Annotated in this window: 12 protein-coding genes and 8 pseudogenes; 11 read left to right on the plus strand and 9 right to left on the minus strand. The window is 67.9% G+C overall.

Going from position 1 to position 18981, the window contains the following annotated elements; translation table 11 throughout:
- Window positions 1-122: 122 nt before the first annotated feature.
- The 3 genes and pseudogenes from ACWDVB_RS18760 to ACWDVB_RS18770 form a co-directional block, all read left to right on the plus strand.
- Window positions 123-230 (plus strand): annotated as a pseudogene (locus ACWDVB_RS18760) (transposase); the annotation flags it as partial.
- A 203-nt stretch (window positions 231-433) separates the two neighbouring features.
- The gene (locus ACWDVB_RS18765) at window positions 434-898 is read left to right on the plus strand and encodes a prevent-host-death protein (RefSeq protein WP_451513775.1); all 465 of its coding nucleotides are present in this window, start codon (window positions 434-436) and stop codon (window positions 896-898) included.
- A gap of 2 nt (window positions 899-900) precedes the next feature.
- Entirely contained in the window at window positions 901-1251 is a 351-nt protein-coding gene (locus ACWDVB_RS18770; protein ID WP_451513774.1) for a hypothetical protein, read from the plus strand.
- A 99-nt stretch (window positions 1252-1350) separates the two neighbouring features.
- Here the strand turns inward: ACWDVB_RS18770 and ACWDVB_RS18775 are convergent.
- A pseudogene (locus ACWDVB_RS18775) lies at window positions 1351-1626 on the minus strand (transposase family protein); the annotation flags it as partial.
- An 83-nt stretch (window positions 1627-1709) separates the two neighbouring features.
- Here ACWDVB_RS18775 and ACWDVB_RS18780 point away from each other — a divergent pair.
- The 3 pseudogenes from ACWDVB_RS18780 to ACWDVB_RS18790 all read left to right on the plus strand — a co-directional run.
- Window positions 1710-3114 (plus strand): annotated as a pseudogene (locus ACWDVB_RS18780) (IS701 family transposase).
- 115 nt (window positions 3115-3229) lie between these two features.
- Window positions 3230-3963, plus strand: a pseudogene (locus ACWDVB_RS18785) (IS110 family transposase).
- Between the two features lie 249 nt (window positions 3964-4212).
- A pseudogene (locus tag ACWDVB_RS18790) lies at window positions 4213-5061 on the plus strand (IS110 family transposase); the annotation flags it as partial.
- Between the two features lie 775 nt (window positions 5062-5836).
- Here the strand turns inward: ACWDVB_RS18790 and ACWDVB_RS18795 are convergent.
- The gene (locus ACWDVB_RS18795; RefSeq protein WP_451513836.1) at window positions 5837-6313 is read right to left on the minus strand and encodes a MarR family winged helix-turn-helix transcriptional regulator; all 477 of its coding nucleotides are present in this window, start codon (window positions 6311-6313) and stop codon (window positions 5837-5839) included.
- Window positions 6314-6472: 159 nt separating this feature from the next.
- On the opposite strand from ACWDVB_RS18795, the gene ACWDVB_RS18800 reads away from it, so the two are divergent.
- Both ACWDVB_RS18800 and ACWDVB_RS18805 read left to right on the plus strand, forming a co-directional pair.
- Window positions 6473-7975, plus strand: coding sequence for an MFS transporter (locus ACWDVB_RS18800; protein ID WP_451513773.1), 1503 nt, complete (start codon window positions 6473-6475; stop codon window positions 7973-7975).
- Between the two features lie 110 nt (window positions 7976-8085).
- On the plus strand, window positions 8086-9276 hold the full coding sequence (locus tag ACWDVB_RS18805) for an FAD-dependent monooxygenase (protein ID WP_451513772.1): 1191 nt from the start codon (window positions 8086-8088) through the stop codon (window positions 9274-9276).
- A 297-nt stretch (window positions 9277-9573) separates the two neighbouring features.
- On the opposite strand, the pseudogene ACWDVB_RS18810 reads toward ACWDVB_RS18805, so the two are convergent.
- The 4 genes and pseudogenes from ACWDVB_RS18810 to ACWDVB_RS18825 all read right to left on the minus strand — a co-directional run.
- Window positions 9574-9792, minus strand: a pseudogene (locus tag ACWDVB_RS18810) (hypothetical protein); the annotation flags it as partial.
- Between the two features lie 229 nt (window positions 9793-10021).
- Window positions 10022-10486 carry a hypothetical protein gene (locus ACWDVB_RS18815; protein ID WP_451513771.1) on the minus strand — a complete coding sequence of 155 codons (465 nt, stop codon included), beginning with the start codon at window positions 10484-10486 and terminating at the stop codon, window positions 10022-10024.
- A 50-nt stretch (window positions 10487-10536) separates the two neighbouring features.
- A complete protein-coding gene (locus ACWDVB_RS18820; protein ID WP_451513770.1) occupies window positions 10537-12249 on the minus strand; it encodes a hypothetical protein in 1713 nt (570 codons plus the stop codon).
- Between the two features lie 133 nt (window positions 12250-12382).
- On the minus strand, window positions 12383-13696 hold the full coding sequence (locus ACWDVB_RS18825; RefSeq protein ID WP_451513769.1) for a hypothetical protein: 1314 nt from the start codon (window positions 13694-13696) through the stop codon (window positions 12383-12385).
- A gap of 791 nt (window positions 13697-14487) precedes the next feature.
- Between ACWDVB_RS18825 and ACWDVB_RS18830 the strand changes: the two are divergent.
- The 3 genes and pseudogenes from ACWDVB_RS18830 to ACWDVB_RS18840 form a co-directional block, all read left to right on the plus strand.
- Window positions 14488-14730, plus strand: a pseudogene (locus tag ACWDVB_RS18830) (site-specific integrase); the annotation flags it as partial.
- A 157-nt stretch (window positions 14731-14887) separates the two neighbouring features.
- Window positions 14888-15358, plus strand: a complete 471-nt coding sequence (locus ACWDVB_RS18835; RefSeq protein WP_451513840.1) for a hypothetical protein — start codon at window positions 14888-14890, stop codon at window positions 15356-15358.
- Between the two features lie 133 nt (window positions 15359-15491).
- Window positions 15492-16289, plus strand: a complete 798-nt coding sequence (locus tag ACWDVB_RS18840; protein WP_451513768.1) for a protein kinase domain-containing protein — start codon at window positions 15492-15494, stop codon at window positions 16287-16289.
- Window positions 16290-16480: 191 nt separating this feature from the next.
- Here ACWDVB_RS18840 and ACWDVB_RS18845 read toward each other — a convergent pair.
- The 3 genes and pseudogenes from ACWDVB_RS18845 to ACWDVB_RS18855 form a co-directional block, all read right to left on the minus strand.
- Window positions 16481-16850 (minus strand): annotated as a pseudogene (locus ACWDVB_RS18845) (FAD-dependent oxidoreductase); the annotation flags it as partial.
- A 75-nt stretch (window positions 16851-16925) separates the two neighbouring features.
- Entirely contained in the window at window positions 16926-17936 is a 1011-nt protein-coding gene (locus ACWDVB_RS18850; RefSeq protein WP_451513767.1) for a TauD/TfdA family dioxygenase, read from the minus strand.
- Between the two features lie 41 nt (window positions 17937-17977).
- Complete coding sequence (locus ACWDVB_RS18855) at window positions 17978-18976, minus strand: hypothetical protein (RefSeq protein ID WP_451513766.1); 999 nt, start codon at window positions 18974-18976, stop codon at window positions 17978-17980.
- Window positions 18977-18981: the final 5 nt, after the last annotated feature.

Consider the following 18981-nt stretch of genomic DNA (forward strand, 5'->3'; position numbering starts at 1 on the left):
GACCTGCTGTTTCCGCCACTCTTCAAGATTGAGTGGGAGAGAGGGGGCACCGTCCAGCGTTCTCCTCGCTCGCCACGAAGCGCAGCCACCTGGTTTGCAGCGAATCGGCAATCTCCTGCTCCATGCGTCACCTGTGCGAACGCGGTCTGACCGGGGTCCGGCTCGTCATCGGCGACCACCACCTGGGCCTGGTCAAGGCCATCCGCAAGGTCACTGGAGGCCTGTGTCACCCAGGAGGCGGTCGGGTGCGCCGTCGCGCCCGGGATGCGGATGCGCCGGCCGGCGTGCGCGATCACCGCGAACACGTACAGCCGCGCCCCGGACAGAAGGAAGGCTGAGATCTGACATCGGACCGCATCCGGAGGCCGAGTCTGGCGCACGAACTCCGCGGCCGCCACTCGACTTCCGAATACGTTCCGAATACTATGGGTGCATGGCCATCGCAGCAGACCTTCCCGTGGCGACTCGGCGCTCCTCGGACCTGAGCAAGCACTCCGCCGAGGTCTTCGCCGAGGCCGAGGATCACCCCGTAACGGTGACCCGGCGCGACGGCGAGGCTCTGGTCCTGATGTCGCAGCGCGAGGCCGAGGGTCGTGCCCGCTTGCTGAACTTTGCCGCGCAGCTCATCACCGTCACGCTCGATGACCGTGGCTCGCTCGCCGAGCGGATGTCCAAGGCCTTTCCTTGGATGCTCGCGCTGTCGCCGGCCGACCGGGAGTCCTGCGCGCAGGACCTCGTCGATGCGGCGCGCGCGTCGTTCTCCACCGACCAGCCGCACCTTGCGATCGCAGAGCTGACCTCCTGGAAGGAGACGGCCACCGCCGTCGCGGCCGGGCTCAGCAGCGGCAGCGACGGTCTGGAGTGGCTCGACGACGATGAGACCGTGGAGCGTCCCTGACCGTGGCGGCCGCCAGGAAGGGCGAGCTGGTTCCTCGCCCTCCGAAGAAGATCGAATATGAGATCCGCTTCGCCACAGCCGACGCGCAGAAGGGATGGCGCGACCTCGTCGCGACGATCCGCAACTCCATGACGGAGACCTGGGACATCCTCACGCGGACGCCACTGTCCACGACGCCGACGAACTATCGGCTCAAAGGTGAGCTCGGCGTCATCGAGCGTGGTGGCGCGACCCATGAGAGGTGGCAGCACAAACCGACTGCGAAGGGCACCGCGCGCATCTGGTTCTACGTCCACGAGCGCCCGGTCTTCCTGGAGCAGGTGCACACGAGACACCCGAACGAGACGAAGTAGGCCAGCTTCGTAGCGTCGCACATCGTCGGTGAGCGCGCATCTGAGTGGGATGGTCGCTGTGTGACTGTCGCGGCTGGGGACTTTGAGCCTTTTCCAACCTCACGCTGATGCGTGGTGAAGGACGAGGACGGCCTTCACCACGTCGGTGATTCGGTTGGTGCTGCAGCGGAGTTTCCGCAGGAGGCGCCAGCCCTTGAGGGTGGCCATGGCCCGCTCGCCGAGGCAGCGGATCTTGGCGTGGGTGGTGTTGTGGCGACGCTTCCATCGCTTGAGTCGGCGGCCCCGGAAGGGGACTCGGATGTGCCGTCCGGCGCCTTGGTACGCCTTGTCCGCCCAGCACTTCAGTCCCGCGGCGGCGAGTGCGTCGACGATCCCGCGCTAGCGGTGGTTTGTTGACGGCGGGTTGTGGTGGCGGTAGGCCGGAGTGAGAGCCTCAACGTCCCGCTGTGGAGCTTGAGATGACCAAGCGATTACCGTGTCCGCCTGCGCCGGGACCGCTGGAAGCCTACGCCGCGAGTTTCGACGATCTCTTCGAGACGTTGGCCCAGCGGCGGGGCTTTCGGGAGTATCTGGCCGGGCTGCTGCTGCCGCGGGACCGGAACAAGACGCTGACCTGCCTGGCCGGTACGGAGCCCGTGGTTGGAGCCCAGCACGCGGCTGTGCAGCGACTGCAGTTCTTCCTGTCCGAATCGACCTGGGAGCAGGAAGCGGTCAACGCCCGACGGCTTCAGCTGCTGCTGGCCGACCCGGCGAGCGCCCCGCACCCGGGCGGGGTGCTGGTGACCGACCATTCGGGGGACCGCAAGGACGGGAAGGCAACCGCGCACGTCGGCAAGCAGTATCTCGGCTCGGTCGGGAAGATCGACCGCGGCGTGGTCACGGTGACCACGTGCTGGGCCGACGAGCGCCTCTACTACCCGCTTCACGCCGTGCCCTACACCCCCGCCAACCACTTGCCTGGTGGCAAGAACGATCCGACCTTCCGCACCAAGCTGCAGACCGGAGCTGCCCTGGCCCGCGCCGCGAAGGCAGCGGGCGTGGTGTTCCGGGCGGTCGTCGCCGACTGCGCCTACGGCGACCACACCAGCTTCTGCTCCGAACTGTCCGATGCTATGCTCGCCTGCCGTTCGTGATGGCCCTCAAGCGCGGTCACGGCACCTGGCAGTACAGGGACGCCTTCCGGCCCGTGGACGCCGCCCGCGAACTGGCCTGGCACGGCCCCGAACAGCCCCGGCGACTGGCAGCCGTTCACGCGCGCCTTCCGCGACGGACACACCTCCACCTGGTGGGCCGCCGACGCCCAACTGGGCTGGTGGGGACCCAACGGCGTGGTCCGGCTGGTGGTGACGACCACCGACCCGGCCACCCTGCCCGAGACCTTCACCTGGTACTTGGCCACCAACCTGCCCAGACCCGGCTCATCCCGCGGGGCCCACAGCCGGCACCCGGCCGCCGACCTGGCCGAAGTGGTGCGGATCTACGGGCTGCGGCACTGGGTCGAGCAGAGCTACAAGCAGGTCAAGGACGAACGGCTGGGCCGACTTCCAGGTCCGCTCCGACACCGCCATCCGCCGCCACCAGACTCTGGTCAACTGCGCGTTCAGCTTCTGCTGGAACACCTGGTTCACCCCAGACCCACCCGCCGGCGAACCGGAGCCGGCTCCCGCTCCCGCTCCCGAGAGGGGGCACTCAGCCGCCCCACCAACCTCAGACGGCCTGTTGGCCCCAGGCCATCCACGCCGTCCGTGGCTGGCTGACGCCCTGGGCCATGCTGCAACGCTACCGGTGAGCCTGGACGACCAGGCCCCCGCCCGCCGGACTCCAGGCCCTGCTCGACAACGTCAGCACCGGCAGACCTCTTGATCTCTATCGCCCGGTCTAACAAACCACCGGTAGGGACTTGTCGGCGGGGTGTTCTACGGACCACGGAAGTGCTGGTCATGGAGGAACGGAGCAACGTTGAGCACGCCTCACGCGTATTTGGGTCGGTATCGATGCCGGCAAGGGGCACCACTGGTCGGTCGCCGTCGACGCCGACGGCCAGACGCTGTTCTCGACGAAGGTGATCAACGACGAAGCGCAGATCCTGACGCTCATCGACACGGCCCGCGAGCGGGCTGGTGAAGTGCGGTGGGCGGTGGACATCTCCGGCCGCGCCTCCACGCTGCTGCTTGCCCTGCTGATCGCCCACGGGCAGCAGGTGGTCTACGTGCCCGGCCGGACGGTCAACCGGATGACCGGCGCCTACAGGGGCGAGGGCAAGACCGACGCCAAGGACGCCCGCGTCATCGCCGACCAGGCCTGCATGCGCCGGGACTTCGCCCCGCTGCACACACCGCCGGAGCTGGGCAGCGCGCTCCAGGTCCTGACTCACTACCGAGCCGACCTGATCGCCGACCGGGTCCTCATCAACCGGCTCCGTGACCCTGCTGGTCCGTATCTGTCCCGCCCTGGAGCGGGCCTTTGACTACTCCGCAGACGGCTGACGACCGTGCGGCGGCCGGAGTCCGGGCGACCGGCTACATGGCCGCGCAGACCGCGATGATGCGGCCCGGACCATCCCGTGACTACCACCTCAAGAAGCGGGCCGAGGGGCTGCTGCACACTCAAGCCCTGCTCTCGCTTGCCCGCCGCCGGGGCGACGTGCTCTGGGCGATGCTGCGCGACAAGAGGCTGTTCACCTCCGTCCCGCCGGTCACACAGGCGGCTTGACACGGTCATTGAGTAATCTGATCTCCTGACGGCGACTCCCCGAAGGGGAGAAGATCGGGCTACGGCCGTCCGGCTGACGTCGCGGAGTCTTGGTGCCACCGGAACCCGACATTGAGTAGGACGCTGGGGACCCGTCGTCAGGCACCCGGAAGTGTTGCTTCGAGCATGTGAATCTGATTCTTTTGCCTGCTTGGTCCCCGCCGGACGGCTGCTTCACAACCGCACACCGCACGAGGGGAGGACCGGGGCATGGACGTGGTCCACGAACGATGCGCCGGAATCGACATCGGCAAGGCGGACGTGAAGGTCTGCGTCCGCGTCCCGGGATCGGGCAAACGCCGCCGCAAGGAAATCCGTACGTTCTCCACCATGACCCGTGACTTGCTGGCGATGCGGGACTGGCTGCTCGCCGAACAGGTCACCGTGGTCGGCATGGGAGCCACCGGCTCGTACTGGAAGCCGGTGTTCTATCTGCTGGAGAACGACATCGAGTGCTGGCTGCTGAACGCCCGGCACATGAAGAACGTGCCCGGCCGCAAGACCGACGTCGCCGACTCCGAGTGGATCTGCAAGATGGTCGAACACGGCCTGGTGCTCCCCTCGTTCGTTCCGCCGCCGGCCATCCGGCAACTGCGGAACCTGACCCGCTACCGCACCAAGGTGGTCCGCGAACGGACCCGCGAGGCCCAGCGGCTGGAGAAGCTCCTGGAGGACTCGGGGATCAAGCTGTCCGCGGTCGTCTCGGACCGCGCGATGCTGGAGGCCCTGATCGCCGGGGAGCGCAACCCGGAGATCCTCGCCGAGATGGCCCTCGCCAGCATGCGCACCAAGCGTCAGGTCCTCGCCCAGGCGCTGACCGGCCAGTTCACCGACCACCATGCCTTCCACGCACGCACCATGCCCGAACGGATCGACGCGGTCAGGGCGACCGAGGCCCGCCTCAGCGAGGAGATCGCCCGCCAACTCGCTCCGTTTCGGCGCCAGATCGAGCTGCTGGTCACCGTCCCCGGCGTCAGCACCCGCTCGGCGGAGATGATCCTGGCCGAGATCGGCGCGGATATGGCCCGCTTCCCGTCGGCCGCCCACCTGGCCTCGTGGCCGCAGCACAGAGCAGAACAGGAAACAGCGCACAGCGAGGCATACGGCAAGCTCCTGCAGTTCCTCTACTCCGCTTCGGATGCCACCATGCCGGACGGATCAGATATTCGGGACCCGTGAGCTTGGGGTATTCGGACACTCGCAATACCCGACTCCACCATTATCACGCAGCCGCGACGGCATCCACGAACTCCTCGACATCGAGACCGCCCGCGCCACCGCCGACACCCTCACCACTCTGAACGAGGACCTGGGCGGCGGAGCGGGCATCTCCGGTCCGGCCGCATGGCGTGCGGTTCAGGCCGCTGCCCAGAGCCCTGCCTTCGCCGGATCCATCCGCACCCCCCGCCAGGCCCGCGACATCCTCGACAACCCCGCCCTGACCGTCTGCAGCAACCCCCGGTCCCTCCTGATGTGCGTGTACCAACGCGACCGGGCGCTCTGCCACCGCACGGATCCCGCGGACAGCCCCAACCTGGACCGCTGCCAGCCGACATGCGCGAACATAGCTGGCTCTGTGGGGAGCCCTGCGGCTCCGCACCACCTTCAGGAAGATGGTCCGCTCGAGCGCTGATCGGCAAGGTTGCCCTGCACCCCTATCGGGACCGGGCATCTGCTGTCTGGGCACTTCGCCGTGATGGCGGAGACAATCGGTGGGCCGGCTGAAGTGATGCTCGGGCCGCGTCGCCACCACGCTGCGAGCCCGGTGCCTGCGTCCGTGTCGTGTCCGGGGCAGCGGCGGTGCTGCCCGCTGCCGTAGTCAACACTGTGCCGGTCAGGGAGTTCGTCCATCAGGGGTGCGAAGGGAGCGCGGTGTCACCGCGTCCTGTTCCATGAGGTGGCTGTCCATGGTGGTGTTCAGGTCGGCCATGAACGCTTCGACCTGTTCCAGGAACCGGGGCGGGTAGTGCGACATCGCGGCGTCGAGGCGGTGAGCGAGTGGGCCGAAGAACTCGTCCGCCCGTTCCTGGATGTGCCCGCCGCTGCGTAGCGTGACGATGCGCCGGTCGGAGTGCTCGCGGGCCCGCGTGATGTGCCCGGCCGCTTCGAGACGGTTCAGCAGCGCGGTGGTGGCGCCCGTGGACAGGGAGATCCGCTCGCTCAGCCGCGCCGGTGACAGGGGGGTGCCGCGCTCCTCGGCGGCGGCGATCTCCAGGACCGCGGTCGCATCCGTGGAGTGCAGGCCCAGCCAGGCGGCGAAGCGCCGGCTGAGCTCGGTGTAGTGGCCGCCGTGGACCCTCAGCGACTCCATCAGCCGTTCACGCTGCTCCGCGACACCGCCGCGCACTGCTTCCTCCACGCCTCAGCCCTTCTCTCCTGCCGCACGGTCCTCACGGTCACTCCGCTTTGACAACCTACCGCTACCATTTTACCTTTACGGTGGAATTACTTCACCATGGAGGTACCTGACGTGCGTGACCCGTCCCCCACCCCTGACGAGACGACCGAGCCCTATCGGTGGCGATGGTTGATCCTCGTGGTGATGATCGTCGCGGAGATCATGGATCTCCTGGACGCCTCGATCGTCAACGTCGCCGGACCGGACCTGGAGAAGTCCCTCGGTGCCGGTTCCGTCGGACTTCAGTGGGTGATCGGCGGCTACGCCCTCACCCTGGGCGCCGGTCTGGTGCTCGGCGGCCGACTCGGCGACCGCTACGGCCGGCGCAGAATGTTCCTGATCGGCCTGGCGGCCTTCACCGCGACCTCCCTGCTGTGCGCGATCGCGCCGAACATCGAGTCGCTGATCGCCTTCCGCCTGCTGCAGGGCACCGCAGGAGCGATGCTCCTGCCCCAGGGCCTGGGCCTGCTGCGGGAGAACTTCTCCGGCCCCGAGCTCACGAAGGTCTTCGCGATCTTCGGACCCGTTCTCGGCCTGGGTGGCATCATCGGCCCGGTCCTGGGCGGCTTCCTCATCGAGGGCGACTTCTTCGGCCTGGGCTGGCGGTCGGTATTCCTGATCAACCTGCCCATCGGAATCGTGGCACTGATCGTCGCCGCGAAGTTCGTGCCCAAGAAGGCGGGCGACCGCACGGTACGGGTCGACATGACCGGCGCCGCCCTGATCGTGGCGTCCTGCGCCCTGCTGGTGCTGCCGCTCAACCAAGGGCAGGAGGAGGGCTGGCCGCTGTGGACGTGGCTGTCCATGGCCGCCTCGGTGATCGGTTTCGCTCTCTTCGCCCTTCAGCAGCGCCGTATGGCCGCCGCGGGCCGCGAGCCGCTGGTGACCCCGGGCCTGCTGCGCAAGCCGGCCTTCACCGTCGGCCTCGGCGGCATCGCCCTGTTCTTCGGCGGACTGATCGGCACCCAGCTCGTGCTGACCCTGTTCCTCCAGATCGGCCAGCACTTCACCGCCGGTGACGCGGGACTGGGCAACCTGCCCCTCGCAGTGGGAACCGCGATCGGCGGCGCCATCAGCGGCGCATTCCTCGCCGACAAGATCGGCCGCAAGGTGCTCCAGATCGGACCGCTCGTCCAGCTGGCCGGCGCGGCCGTGCTGTGGTTCGAGCTCGACGGCCTCGACGCCGCCTCGTTCTCGATCTGGGACATCACGCCCGGCGTGGCGGTGGCGGGCATCGGCGCCGGCATGGTGATCGCCGCCCTGTTCAGCTTCATCCTGGCCGCGGTCGACGACGACGAGATCGGATCCGCCTCCGGCGTCCTGTCGGCGGTCCAGGCGATCGGCGGCTCCATCGGCGTTGCGGTCTTCGGCTCGGTGTTCTTCGCCCAGGCCGAGACAGGTGACTTCACCGGCGGCTTCCACCGCGCGCTGATCGTGCAGGCATGCCTGCTGGTGGTCTTCCTCGCGATCACCTTCCTGCTGCCCAAGAAGGGCCGCCCCGAAGAAGAACAGCACGGCATCACCCCCGAGGCGACGGCCGACGACTCCGGCACCAAGCAGCACCTCACCGTGTGAGCCCGGGCCGGGGACCGCGCGCGGCAAGCGGTCCCCGGCCGGCCCGGACGAGTCCCGCGCCGGTCTGTCGCCCGGTACGAGAGAGGACGAGGAAGCCGAAAGGGAGCGCCATGACACACCGGAACGTGCTGATCGCGGGAGCCGGCATCGCCGGTCCAGCCCTGGCCCACTGGCTCGAACGGCGCGGAATGCTGGCCACGGTCGTCGAGCGGGCCCCCGCCCCGCGGGAAGGCGGACAGACCGTGGACCTGCGGGGTGCCGGGCGGGACGTCGCCCGCAAGATGGGCCTGGAGCACACTCTGTGGGCGCACGCCACCCGCGAAGAAGGGATCCGCTTCGTCGACGCGGCGAACCGCACCAAAGCCGCCTTTGCCAGCGGCGCCTTCGGCGGCCAGGGTCCGATCGCCGACCTGGAGATCCTGCGCGCCGACCTGTCCCGCATCCTGTACGAGGAGACCCACCCGCACACCGAGTACCTGTTCGGGGACGAGATCACGCGGCTGTCCGACACGGGGGAGAGGGTGAAAGTCACCTTCCGCAACGGGCCGGACCGTGCGTTCGACCTCGTCGTCGCCGCCGACGGAGCCCGCTCCCGCACCCGCGACCTGATCTTCGGTGACACCACCGACATCCGGCCCGTGGGCCTGACAACCGCGTACTTCACCATCCCCCGCCAGCCCTCGGACGGCAGCTGGGCCCGCTGGCACAACACCACCAGAGGACGCACAGCAACCCTGCGCCCCGACAACCAGGGCACCACCCGCGCCTCCCTGTCCTACCTCTCCCCGCCCCGTGGAGACGAACGCCTGGCACCGGACGCCCAAAAGAAGCTCCTGCGCCGCCTGTTCACCGGCGCCGGCTGGGAGGTCCCGCGCATCCTCACCGCCATGGACACCGCCGACGACTTCTTCCTCGACTCCGTCACTCAGGTCCGCATGCCCTCGTGGTCCCGGGGGCGCATCGCCGTCGTCGGCGACGCCGCGTACTGCGCCTCACCCCTCAGCGGCATGGGCACCAGCCTTGCCCTCACCGGCGCGTACGTCCTGGCCGGCGAACTCGCCCACCACGCGCATCACAGGAACGCGTTCGCCCGCTACGAGCACATCCTCCGCCCCTACGTCACACGTGCCCAGTACCTGCCGCCCGGCGTGCCCCACATCGCCTCACCCCGCACCCGGACCGGCATCCACGCCCTCAACACCATCCTGCGCGTCGCCTCCCAGCCCCGTATCGTCAAAGCACTCAGCCGCTTCCTCGTACCGCCTGCCGACACCTTCACGCTGCCCCCGTACGGCGCATAGCAGTAATACCTGTCATGTACCTCGCCCGGCCTCACTCGGGATGGCTCCCCCGCCACAGTTCGATCCAGAGCCTTGCTGCGGTGCCCCGGCTTGACGCCCCAGCGTGCAAGGGCAGACTCAGTGGCCGGCCGCCGGTCATCACCGGCGGCATGCTCTACGCCGTGCTGCGGCGCCGCTCGGACGCGAGTCCGTCGAGCAGGTCCAGCCCGCCCTGTTACATCCGCAGCGGCAAACGAGAGGGCCGGGACGTTCGTGTCCCTACCCTCCTGGCTTCAACAAGCTGGACTTGACAGGGAAGCCTTCGGTGACCAGCGCGGTGCAGGCGGCGGTGACCAGCTGGTGGCGGGAGCGTTCGCCCCAGTCCAGGGCCTTCTCTGGGCCTTCGAGCGGCGGCATTTCGAACTGGGCGGCCCGGTCGGCGGCGGCCTGCTGTTCGGCGGCGCGCTTGGCGGCGAGTCACTCCTCCTTGCTGGCGCTGTCGTTGTCGTTGTCGCGGGCGGCCTTCCAGCAGTCGGTGCTTCTCTGCACTTCACTCAAATGGGCGCGCAGCGGTACGAGGCGCAGTGGGCCGGGAAACAGGAGGCCCCTCGCGCCATGCCGCCCGCCAGCGACATCAGCTTCGAGGCAGGCAGCCGGAGGTGCTCCCGGCCAGCGCGGGCAGACGCGCCGAAACGCGGGATTGGCAAGTCGGACGAGCAGAGTTGGCTTTAGTCGGATCATGTTCGAGCCCGGTCTGGGCAGTACTTCAGCCCACTTCGTCGTCTATCACCACCCTGACGCCCCTGAGGCGGTGGACCTGAGCCTCGTGCTGCATCAGAATCTGTTTGAGGGGGTCGCCCCGGTCCAGCACCGTTTCCAAGGCATCGGTGAGCTTGGCAACCTTCTCTTCCATGGCTTCAATGTCTTTCGCCGCCGCGGAGACGGAGCGTCTGCGTAGAAACTGATCACGTCGCTGCACAAGTTCTTTCAGGACACGGACGCGCTCGAGAGCCTGTTTGACGGCAGTCAAGAACTGTTGGATGGCGTCTTGAGCCGCGTCATCCTGCACGGTCGCTTTGCGGGCCCCCTTCTGATACATGGCGAGCGCATTGAGGACGACTTCGAGCGTTTCCACTTTGATGTCCTGAGTGGATTGTTCGAGCAGCAGGGACCAGCACGTGTCGCACGCTTTGACGGTGTCGGTGACAAGGGTTAGAAGTGCGCTCGGCACCGCACCCCGCCCGTCCGCCCCGCTTCGGCATCGTCCACCATCCGGTCCGCCTACCCGAGACAGTGCACCGCCGCACACAAGTCGGCCGCGAGCTGCCGTAGCCGCTCCGCCGTCAAGCGCACGCCCGGGACGTCCGCGGACTCGCCACCCGGCGTTCCGAGCGCGAACACTTGCTTTCGTGTTCCGTCGACCTGCTTTCTCAGGTCTTCCAGCGCTTCGATGTATGCAATCTGCTCGCGATAGTCGGTGAGGTCCTGATCAAGCCGAAGAGCGACGAGGTCGTGCGCCACCTTGACCACCGTGGCAACCAGGTATCGGGCCGTGGTTGCCCGGATGTGCAGGTCCTTACCGGAAGACAGAAGGGGAAGACCCGCCACCTCGGCGCTTAGGCGGCCCGCATCAACGGTCAGGCGCTCTATCAACCGCATCGCCTCGGCGCCGGAATGGCTTGGTGGCGCCGCCTGCCGGGCTTCAGGACGCCGCTCGAAGTCCGGGTACACGACGTTGTCGTTGCGGTCGGGCCTGGCGTCCGATTCCTCCGAGCCGAGCGTCCGTGCCACTCCCGTTGGCCGACCGTCTCTCCAATCCTCCACATTTGCCTCCTCCTCGACATGGTGCGTGGCCGCGTGTGCGGCAAGCCGCAGGAACCACATACGGTCCTCGTCCGACACGCCCTTGCGCCCGCAGAACATCAGAGCGCATGCCACGAGGGATAGACTCTGGTTCTCGGCCCACTCGTCCGGCAACGAGCCCTCCTGCACCCAAACTGGGATGATTTTCCGATAGGAACTGATCACGTCCCACAGTTCGGGGAGGACCATGTCGCCAGCTGAGCTCTCCGGATGGGCGAGGACGCGCAGGAGGGCCGCCCTCTCGCCAGCATCACATTGTGGGTCCGCCAGCCGACTCGCGATGATGCAGAGCAGGAACTGGACTGGGTCGCGTGCCAGCGGTGCCTCGGCGCTGTAGCGAGCGAGATCGATCAACACGAAGTCATTGAGGGCATCGCTTGTCGGTACGAGCACATTGCCCAGGTTCAAGTCGCCGTGTGCCTTGCCCGTGAACACACATCTCAGTTTCCGGTCACCCAGCGATCCCGGCATGGTGAGCAGGAACGGGTTCACCATAGGCAATGCCTCGTCAGGTAGAACCAGCTCCACGGCAGGCTCCTCGACCAGGCTGCTGTTGTGCGCCGCCCACTCCCGCAACGGCTCTCCCGAGTCCAGTCGCCTGTGCAACAGCCCTTTGACGAACGCCCGGACGCTGACTTCGTGGAACACCGTATGAGCTTGGCCCCAGTCGTCAAGCAGCGCGCGTGCCACCAAGGGGTATGCCAGGGCCCGTCGCTTCCAGGGCAGTTGGGAGAACTGGGTGATTTTTGTGGAACTGCCGCCGGCGAGGCTCTGGAACATGAGCCAAGAGCTGTCGCCTGGAGTGCCGTCGGTCGGTACTTCGATGGGCTCCCAGAGCGGTTTGGCCAAGTGGGACCGGAAATCCGGTGGAGCTCCGTTCCACGCCTCCTTTGAGTTCAGGAATTCCCCTTCGGTGTTCTCGCCCGGCGGGCACAGTTTCAGCACCGCCTTGCGAACGGGCACGCCGGCTCCCGGCTCGTTGACATAGATGAGCGCGACTGCCGCCCCGCTCCCACCTGCGAGCCACTTGTCGAGCAGGAGGCGCCTACCGCTCTTGTCCAGCCAGCGATCGAGAACTCCAATCGCATGCGTTCCTAACGGCCGGAAGACTTCGGCGGGTTCCAGCCCCATCAGCAAACCCACCCTTCACTGTCTGCGACGGACCGACTGTCCCTGCCCGCAGGAGACACGACTGTAGGACTCTGACGGCACAACGGCGACCCTCCGGCACTATGGGTCCCTTTTCCGGCTGGTCTGACACGAATCAGTTACGGCTGATCGCTCTGTGAGCGCCCGCGACCACCGCCGTGGCGAGCAGCCACCCGGCCAGGATCAGCAGAACCGCGATCACCTTGTCTATGCCGGTTGGTTCCCACGCCGAGCGCTGCCCCAAGTTCGCGATGGGAATGATCAGGTCGAGGGCGTACAGAACGGGATCCCATACGCGGCGGGTACCGCCCGACGTCGGGCCCGGAGGGTGAGCGAAGAACCAGGCCGATCCGCCACTTACCAGTAACAGCAACCACAGCAGCGCACGGCCCGGCGCGTATCCGTAGCCGAAGATGATGTCCTGCACCTGGCCCCATATGCGTCCCGGCAGGCGCTCCTCGCGTCGCAGGCGGCGTTCGCGGGCATGGCGGACCGTCCGGGCGAATTGCTCCTGACCGGCGCGTTGGTATGAGGAGGCCAACTGTTCGAAGGAGCCAGCTCCCGCTGCCGCGTCTCGCGAAAGCCATTCCAGTCGCTCCTTGACTCCCACCGGCTCGGTGGAACCGAGCCGCTCGTACACGAGGCCCTCTACATCGAGGCTACCCGGCGTCGGCCAACTGACCGGCGAGTCGACATACGATCCGATCCGGCCGTCGCGCACGATCAGCTGACCGGCCGGTGAAGTGCGGAAGTCCACGCGCAGCCGCGGGGTTCGCAGCCGGGTGAGCACCGCGGCACCGGCGGGCGCGGCAAGCGTCGCGTCGTGAAAGGTGACGACCCGCCCGACATCGGCACCACGCAACCGCACCGGGCCATGGCACGTGAAACCCCAGTCGGCGTAGAAGCCGACTGTGCAGCTCACCCCGGTGGCGTCGACCGCTCCGACAGTGGCGCGGTCGAACAGCATCGACTGTCCGACACGTGCCTCTCGCAGATAGAGGCCACCGGAGGTCGTCAGGCCACTCGCCTGCAACGAGTCGCCGATCGTGATCCGGGGAGCGAACAGCGCCCAGGGGCCCGCACCGCCAAGGGTGGTGCCTTCGAGAGACACCTGGCCGTCGATGCGCGCGCCCACCAAGCGCAGGGGCGCAATTATCCCCTCATCGGGCACGCGACGGGTGACGAACGCTCGATCGCCGTCGGAGCCGGGATCGGTGAGGGGCTGGGCCGGTCCGGTCGTGTCACCGATCCGCATCGCGTTCAACAGCATGTCCCCGCGGACTTGAATCCGGTCGGCGCGTAAGCTTGCGGCGCTGCTCCCGGTGAGATCCACTGACTCGATGCTTGCCCCGGCGAGCAGGATCTCACCGTCGAAGACGCAGTTCACCAACGCCAGGTGAAAGTCGAGCCGGGCCTGATGCAGATCCAACACCCCGGTGAACCGCGCGCCTTCGATACGAACACGTCGACGGCCTCTGGCGGCCTCACCTAGAACGTATGCCGCGAGTCTGGTGCCGTCGACGTCCCGACCCCGGTCCAGATCTCTCCGAACACCTCGCGCACCCCCGCCCCCGGATGCCATTCGACCCCAAACTGCGTGTCACGACGGTGAAGTGTCATCGCGCAACCGATGATGGCAGGTGCGCGCGTTCCCGGGAAGAGACCCTCGGGATGGGGAATGCGAATTCGCTCAAGGTCTTCCATGAGAAGAGGCCAAGGGCAGACTCCTCGTGCAGGATGATGCCTAAACCGGAGACTCGCCCAGGCCGACATGACCTGGTGGCTGGAGTCATTGATCCACTTCGACCCGTTGGAGTTGTCGATGGCGGTCGTCGATGCCGGACCGCCTCACGTGTGGGCGCATCGGCGTAGTCACGAGGCTCCTCCGGTTCGTAGGGTGGGGATCCCGAGGTCGACGGTGGGGCGTGGGTTCGGCGTTGGGTATCGTCGCGCTTGGCGCGGAGGAGCTGGAGGGTGAGGTCGAGCCCTTCGAGCTATCCGGCCCAGCCTTCGGTTCTGGCGCGGGCTTTGCGGGCGATGAGGTCGGCTTCGAGATCGTCGAGTCGGTTTATCATCTTCGGGCTAATCTGGAGCATGGGACACCGGATGCCCCGTTGACTGAACGAAGAGTGCGATTTGGGCAGTTCAGGGGGCGGATGCTGACTGCGGTCGCTACGGACTCCGCTCGTGATGAACGATGCGCCCGAGCGGAACCTGAGGATGTTGGTGGTTCCTCGGTGGGGACGGCTGGTGGAGACCGGCGATCGGTACGAGCCTTATCGGCCCCTCGATCGCAACGGTGTGACGGTGGAAGCGGTCGCCGTCTACTTCCAGGAGTTGCTGGCGGCCGGGAAAGCCCCGTCGACGGTCCGCTCCTACGGAATGGATGTGCTCAGGTGGTGGCGGTTCCTGCAGGTGGCGGGCATTCCCTGGGACCGAGCGACCCGGGTGGAGGCCAGGGACTTCAGTCGCTGGCCTCCAGCTGACGGTCAAACCGAGCCGAGGCAAGGCTTCGGGCCGACGATCGGTACAGGCCACCGGCGGCCCGAACCCCGTGACGGGGAAGCCGCCGACCGGGGCCAAGATTGGCGCTCTCCCGGCCCGCGCTCTGGTCGGCGATATGAGGCGGATCGACCTGGACCAGCGCTTCGCGCTGATCTTCGTGGTGGCCTCGACCCTGTTCACCCTCACCACCCAGGAGGACCAGGTGGCGTGCTTCAGGGCCGTCGCTCGCCATCTGGCACCCGGCGGGGTGTTCGTCGTCGAGGCGCGTGTCTCGGACTGGCAGCCGGGCCAGGTGCAGGGCACGAGCGTGCGCGAGGTTGGTGACGAGCATGTGCGGTGGTCGGCGATGCAGCACGAGCCGGTGACCCAGACCGTGCGGTCCCAGGAGGTTCTCACCACCCCCCAGGGGGTGACGATGCTCCCCTTGGTCACCCGCTACGCGTGGCCGTCCGAGCTGGATCTGATGGCCCGCCTCGCCGGGATGCGCTGCCAGGCCCGGTACGGCACCTGGCAGGGTAGTCCCTTCAAAGGCGACTCGACCCGGCACCTGACGCTCTACACTCTCCACCCTTCGGACGATCGCTGACGCACCAGCCGAACAGGATCTTGAGTGACCGCCTCCTCCGACACCACCGCCCATCGCCTGATCGCTTCCGTGTGGGGGGAGGTGGCCCAGCCCAGTCCTTGTCGCCGAGCGGCTTGGAACCTGCCTGTGGCGGGTGGAGAACGTACGCGGCCCGTACGCGCTGAAGATCACCGTTCCCTGCGCGGACCCTCAAGGACATGTGGACTCTGAGCGGCTCGCCCTCGTCGAGGCCGAGATCCTGCTCGCCCTGGCCGCTGACGGCACCCTCACCGGCCTCTATGAGGCCCACGGCACCCTCGACGGCGGCGAGGGCTCCTGGCTGGCCCTGAAGTGGATGGGCGGCGATGACGCCGAAACGGCCTTCGCCAAGCTCCGCCAGGCCCCTGATGCCGCCCTGGCCGCCACGCGCGCGGCAGCTATGTGCAAAGCCGTCGCCGACCTGCACGCGGGCGGCTGGCGCCACGGCGACCTCCAAGAGGTCCACTTCATTCTCAGCGATCACGGCGCCACACTGCTGGACTTCGCCATGGCCCACGCCCCCGACCGCCGGCCCGGCACCGGGCCAGTCGTCTACCGGGGCGCCTACGACTGGTTCATGTCCCCCGAGCTCGCGCACGCCCGCCTCACCACCACACCGGCTGACGACCTGCCCCTCACAACTGCTTCCGAGGTGTGGTCCCTGTGCGCGGTGATCTACGCCTGCTGGACCGGCACCTACCCGATCAGCACTCGCGACACCACACAGTCCACCCCCGAACTGCGCAAGGAGCTCGCCCTGGGCCAGGTCAAGCCCTGGGCGGACACGCGTCCCTGGCCGTTCGCCGCGTTCGACGACATCCTCACCTCGGGCCTGCAGACTGATCCCGGCCGCCGTCCCTCCGCCCGCATCCTCCAGCATGCCTTCGAGGCCCTGATCTCAGCGGATGGGTGAAGTGCGCCGTTGATCCATCCCGGCCCCGGCTCAGTTCGAGGCTCGGACGCTGAGAAGGATCAGCACGTGGCTTCGTTCAGCCATCGCAGGTCACCAGTCTCTTTGGCGGGCTTCCGCCAGGGCGCCGACGCCCTCCCTCTCCTCTCCAGGAGGAAGACCTGGGAAGAGCCCACGCGTCGTTGCGCTGACCAAGCAGGGATCGCGGCGGTCTCCCGCTCGGCCCGCGCAGTGTTGCCGGAGGCGAGATAGCGCTCGGCGTCCAAGGCGGCCGCTGCTCTAGTGCCTGCAGCGGTGACAGCCTGGCGGTAGGTGTGGTCGACGACGTCGCCGGCGGCGAACACGCCGGGCAAGCTGGTGCGCGTCGTCGGGGTGGCGACGGTGATGTAGCCCTCGGCGTCGAGGTCGAGCTGGCTGATGAACTGTTCGGTCCGCGGATCGTGCCCGCTCGCGATGAACCAGCCCTGTCACGTCCAGGTCGCGGGTGGCGCCAGTGAGGACGTCGCGCAGGACAACACTGCCGAGCATGCCGTTCGTCTCCTTGATCTCGGCGATTTCGCTGTCGCGCCGCACGGCCGTGGAACGCGGGGAAGACGTTCACCGCGTACGTGAACGCCTGCCTGTGGGACTGGACGCTGGTCAGCGAGCGAGTACGTGGCCGTCGTGAGGGCGGTGGTCGCGGGAGCGGCGCAGGTCGGTGGTGACGTAGGTGCGTTGCAGCCAGCGGTCTGCTCCGTCGTAACGAGGGTGGAACGCGGTGCGGCCGTGGACGGTGACGCAGTTGTCGATGATGACTAGGTCGCCCGGATTCAGGTGCAGGGTGCGGGCGGTCGCCTCGCAGGCGCGGCCGAATTCGGCCAGCGCTGCGGTGGCCCGTGGGGTGAGCGGGGCGGTGACGAGTTGGGCCATACGTATGTCAGGATCCTCGACCGCTCCCGACAGCACCGATCGGGGCTCGGCATGGGGCTCACTCGCGGCAGCGTCGGGGCTGAAGGAAGGTGGTGGTGTGGTGATGAACTCCGGTGCGAAAAGGGCCTGGCGGCTGGCTGGGGTGAGGAGCGACAGCACTTGGCGGATGCCGGCGACGCGCATGCCGGCGCGTCGGTCGTGGTCGGCGCGCAGGCATAAGAAGATCACGTAGTCGGGTGGGTGGGGGTGGAAGCCGTTCTCGGTGTGGAAGGACAGCGGTGCCGATCCGGCGTTGCCGTGGAAGCTCTCCTGCCCGGGCACGGGCACGACGTCCTGCACGAGGGCGCCGGATTTCTCAGCCCGGTAGGCGAGAGGCTCGCCGAGCCCGCAGGCCACCATGGTGAGCACCGCTGCCGGGATGGCGACCTGGCGCTGGACCGAGCCGGATACGGTCGGTGTCGCGGGCAGGGCCGACTGATCGACGGGCAGGCCGCCGATCACCAATGTGCCGTGCGGGCCGGAGTGCCTTCGGAACCGGCGCACCTCACGGCGCAGCAGTAGCGGAAGCTCCTCCCAGGCGTCCCGGGCCTGGGCCACCCACTGGGGGGTGTCTACCTGGTCGTGCTTTCCGGTGCACAGGGTGCGGGCCAGCCGCTCGCACGCGCCGGTATCGGCCGGGTCAAGTGCCCAGTCGGCGGCGACGGCAGAGCTTTGGGTGGTGCCGGGCGTCGTCTTGGGCATCAGGGTCTCCTGCCGGAGGGGTGGGCGGGGGACACGCGGACTCATGAGTGGCGCAGGCCGGCCACGGCGTCGGCGATGTAGTGGTCCCCGAATCGGACCAGGGAGGCGTACTGGGCGGCACGGCGATGGCGCATGTGCCGTAGTTCGGCGACGGCGTTGTCAGGGCCTTCTGGTTTCTGAGCGATGGAACGATGCAGATGCACCATCGAGTACGCGAGGGTGACGTGCCGTTCACTGTCCACGATGTCGGCTTCCAGAAGCGCGCCCCGTGCAGCGGCCAACTCCGGGTCGCGGGCGGCCAGGTGCTCGTAGGAGTGGGGAACCACGGACAGCAGGTCCTTCATCGCCGCCCGGAACAGCTTGTATCCGCGATGCTGGCGCCCGCTCAACGGGACGTCCACCGACGGAGGCGCCATGGTGTGGCGTATCGCCGCCATGTAGTTATCGGCTGGGACCGTACTGGCGTGGGTCATGGCCGCCGGAAAGCCCCGCACGTACACCGTCGCATCTGCCAGCCTCAGCAGCGCGGCATCATTGTCGCCGTGCCGCAGATGGCTGGTGGCGTCGGCCACGGCGACCGCGGCGCAGATGTTGAACAGGACATGGACCTGGTGCCCGATGAGCCACCGGGCACTCCACACACTCTCCGACGTCGCCCCCGCAGGGTGCTCGGGGACGGCCAACGGCGGGGCGGAGTCAGGGGCGGCGCCCGGCGCTGCGCCGGTGAGGTCGAGCACGGACTGTCGCATCCCGGCCGTCTCCAAAGCCAGGTCGGCACCCGACAACGGAGCCTCACACAGATCTTCCAGACCGCGGTGGATGACCAGGACACCGTGCAGGGCGGCCTGCTGATCCGACAGCTCCGCCTCACGGACCCGGAAGAACGACTGACTGACCGACTCCGCTTGCAGTTCCTCACCGGCCACGGCCGGGGCCAGAGCCGACAGCGCGGCCACCAACTCACCGGCAGCCGCAGCGGCCTGCCGCAGCTCGACGGTCCGCTCGACAGGTCTGGCATGGGTCGCCAACTCGGCCAGCACACGCG

Source organism: Streptomyces sp. NPDC003379, from assembly GCF_053589195.1.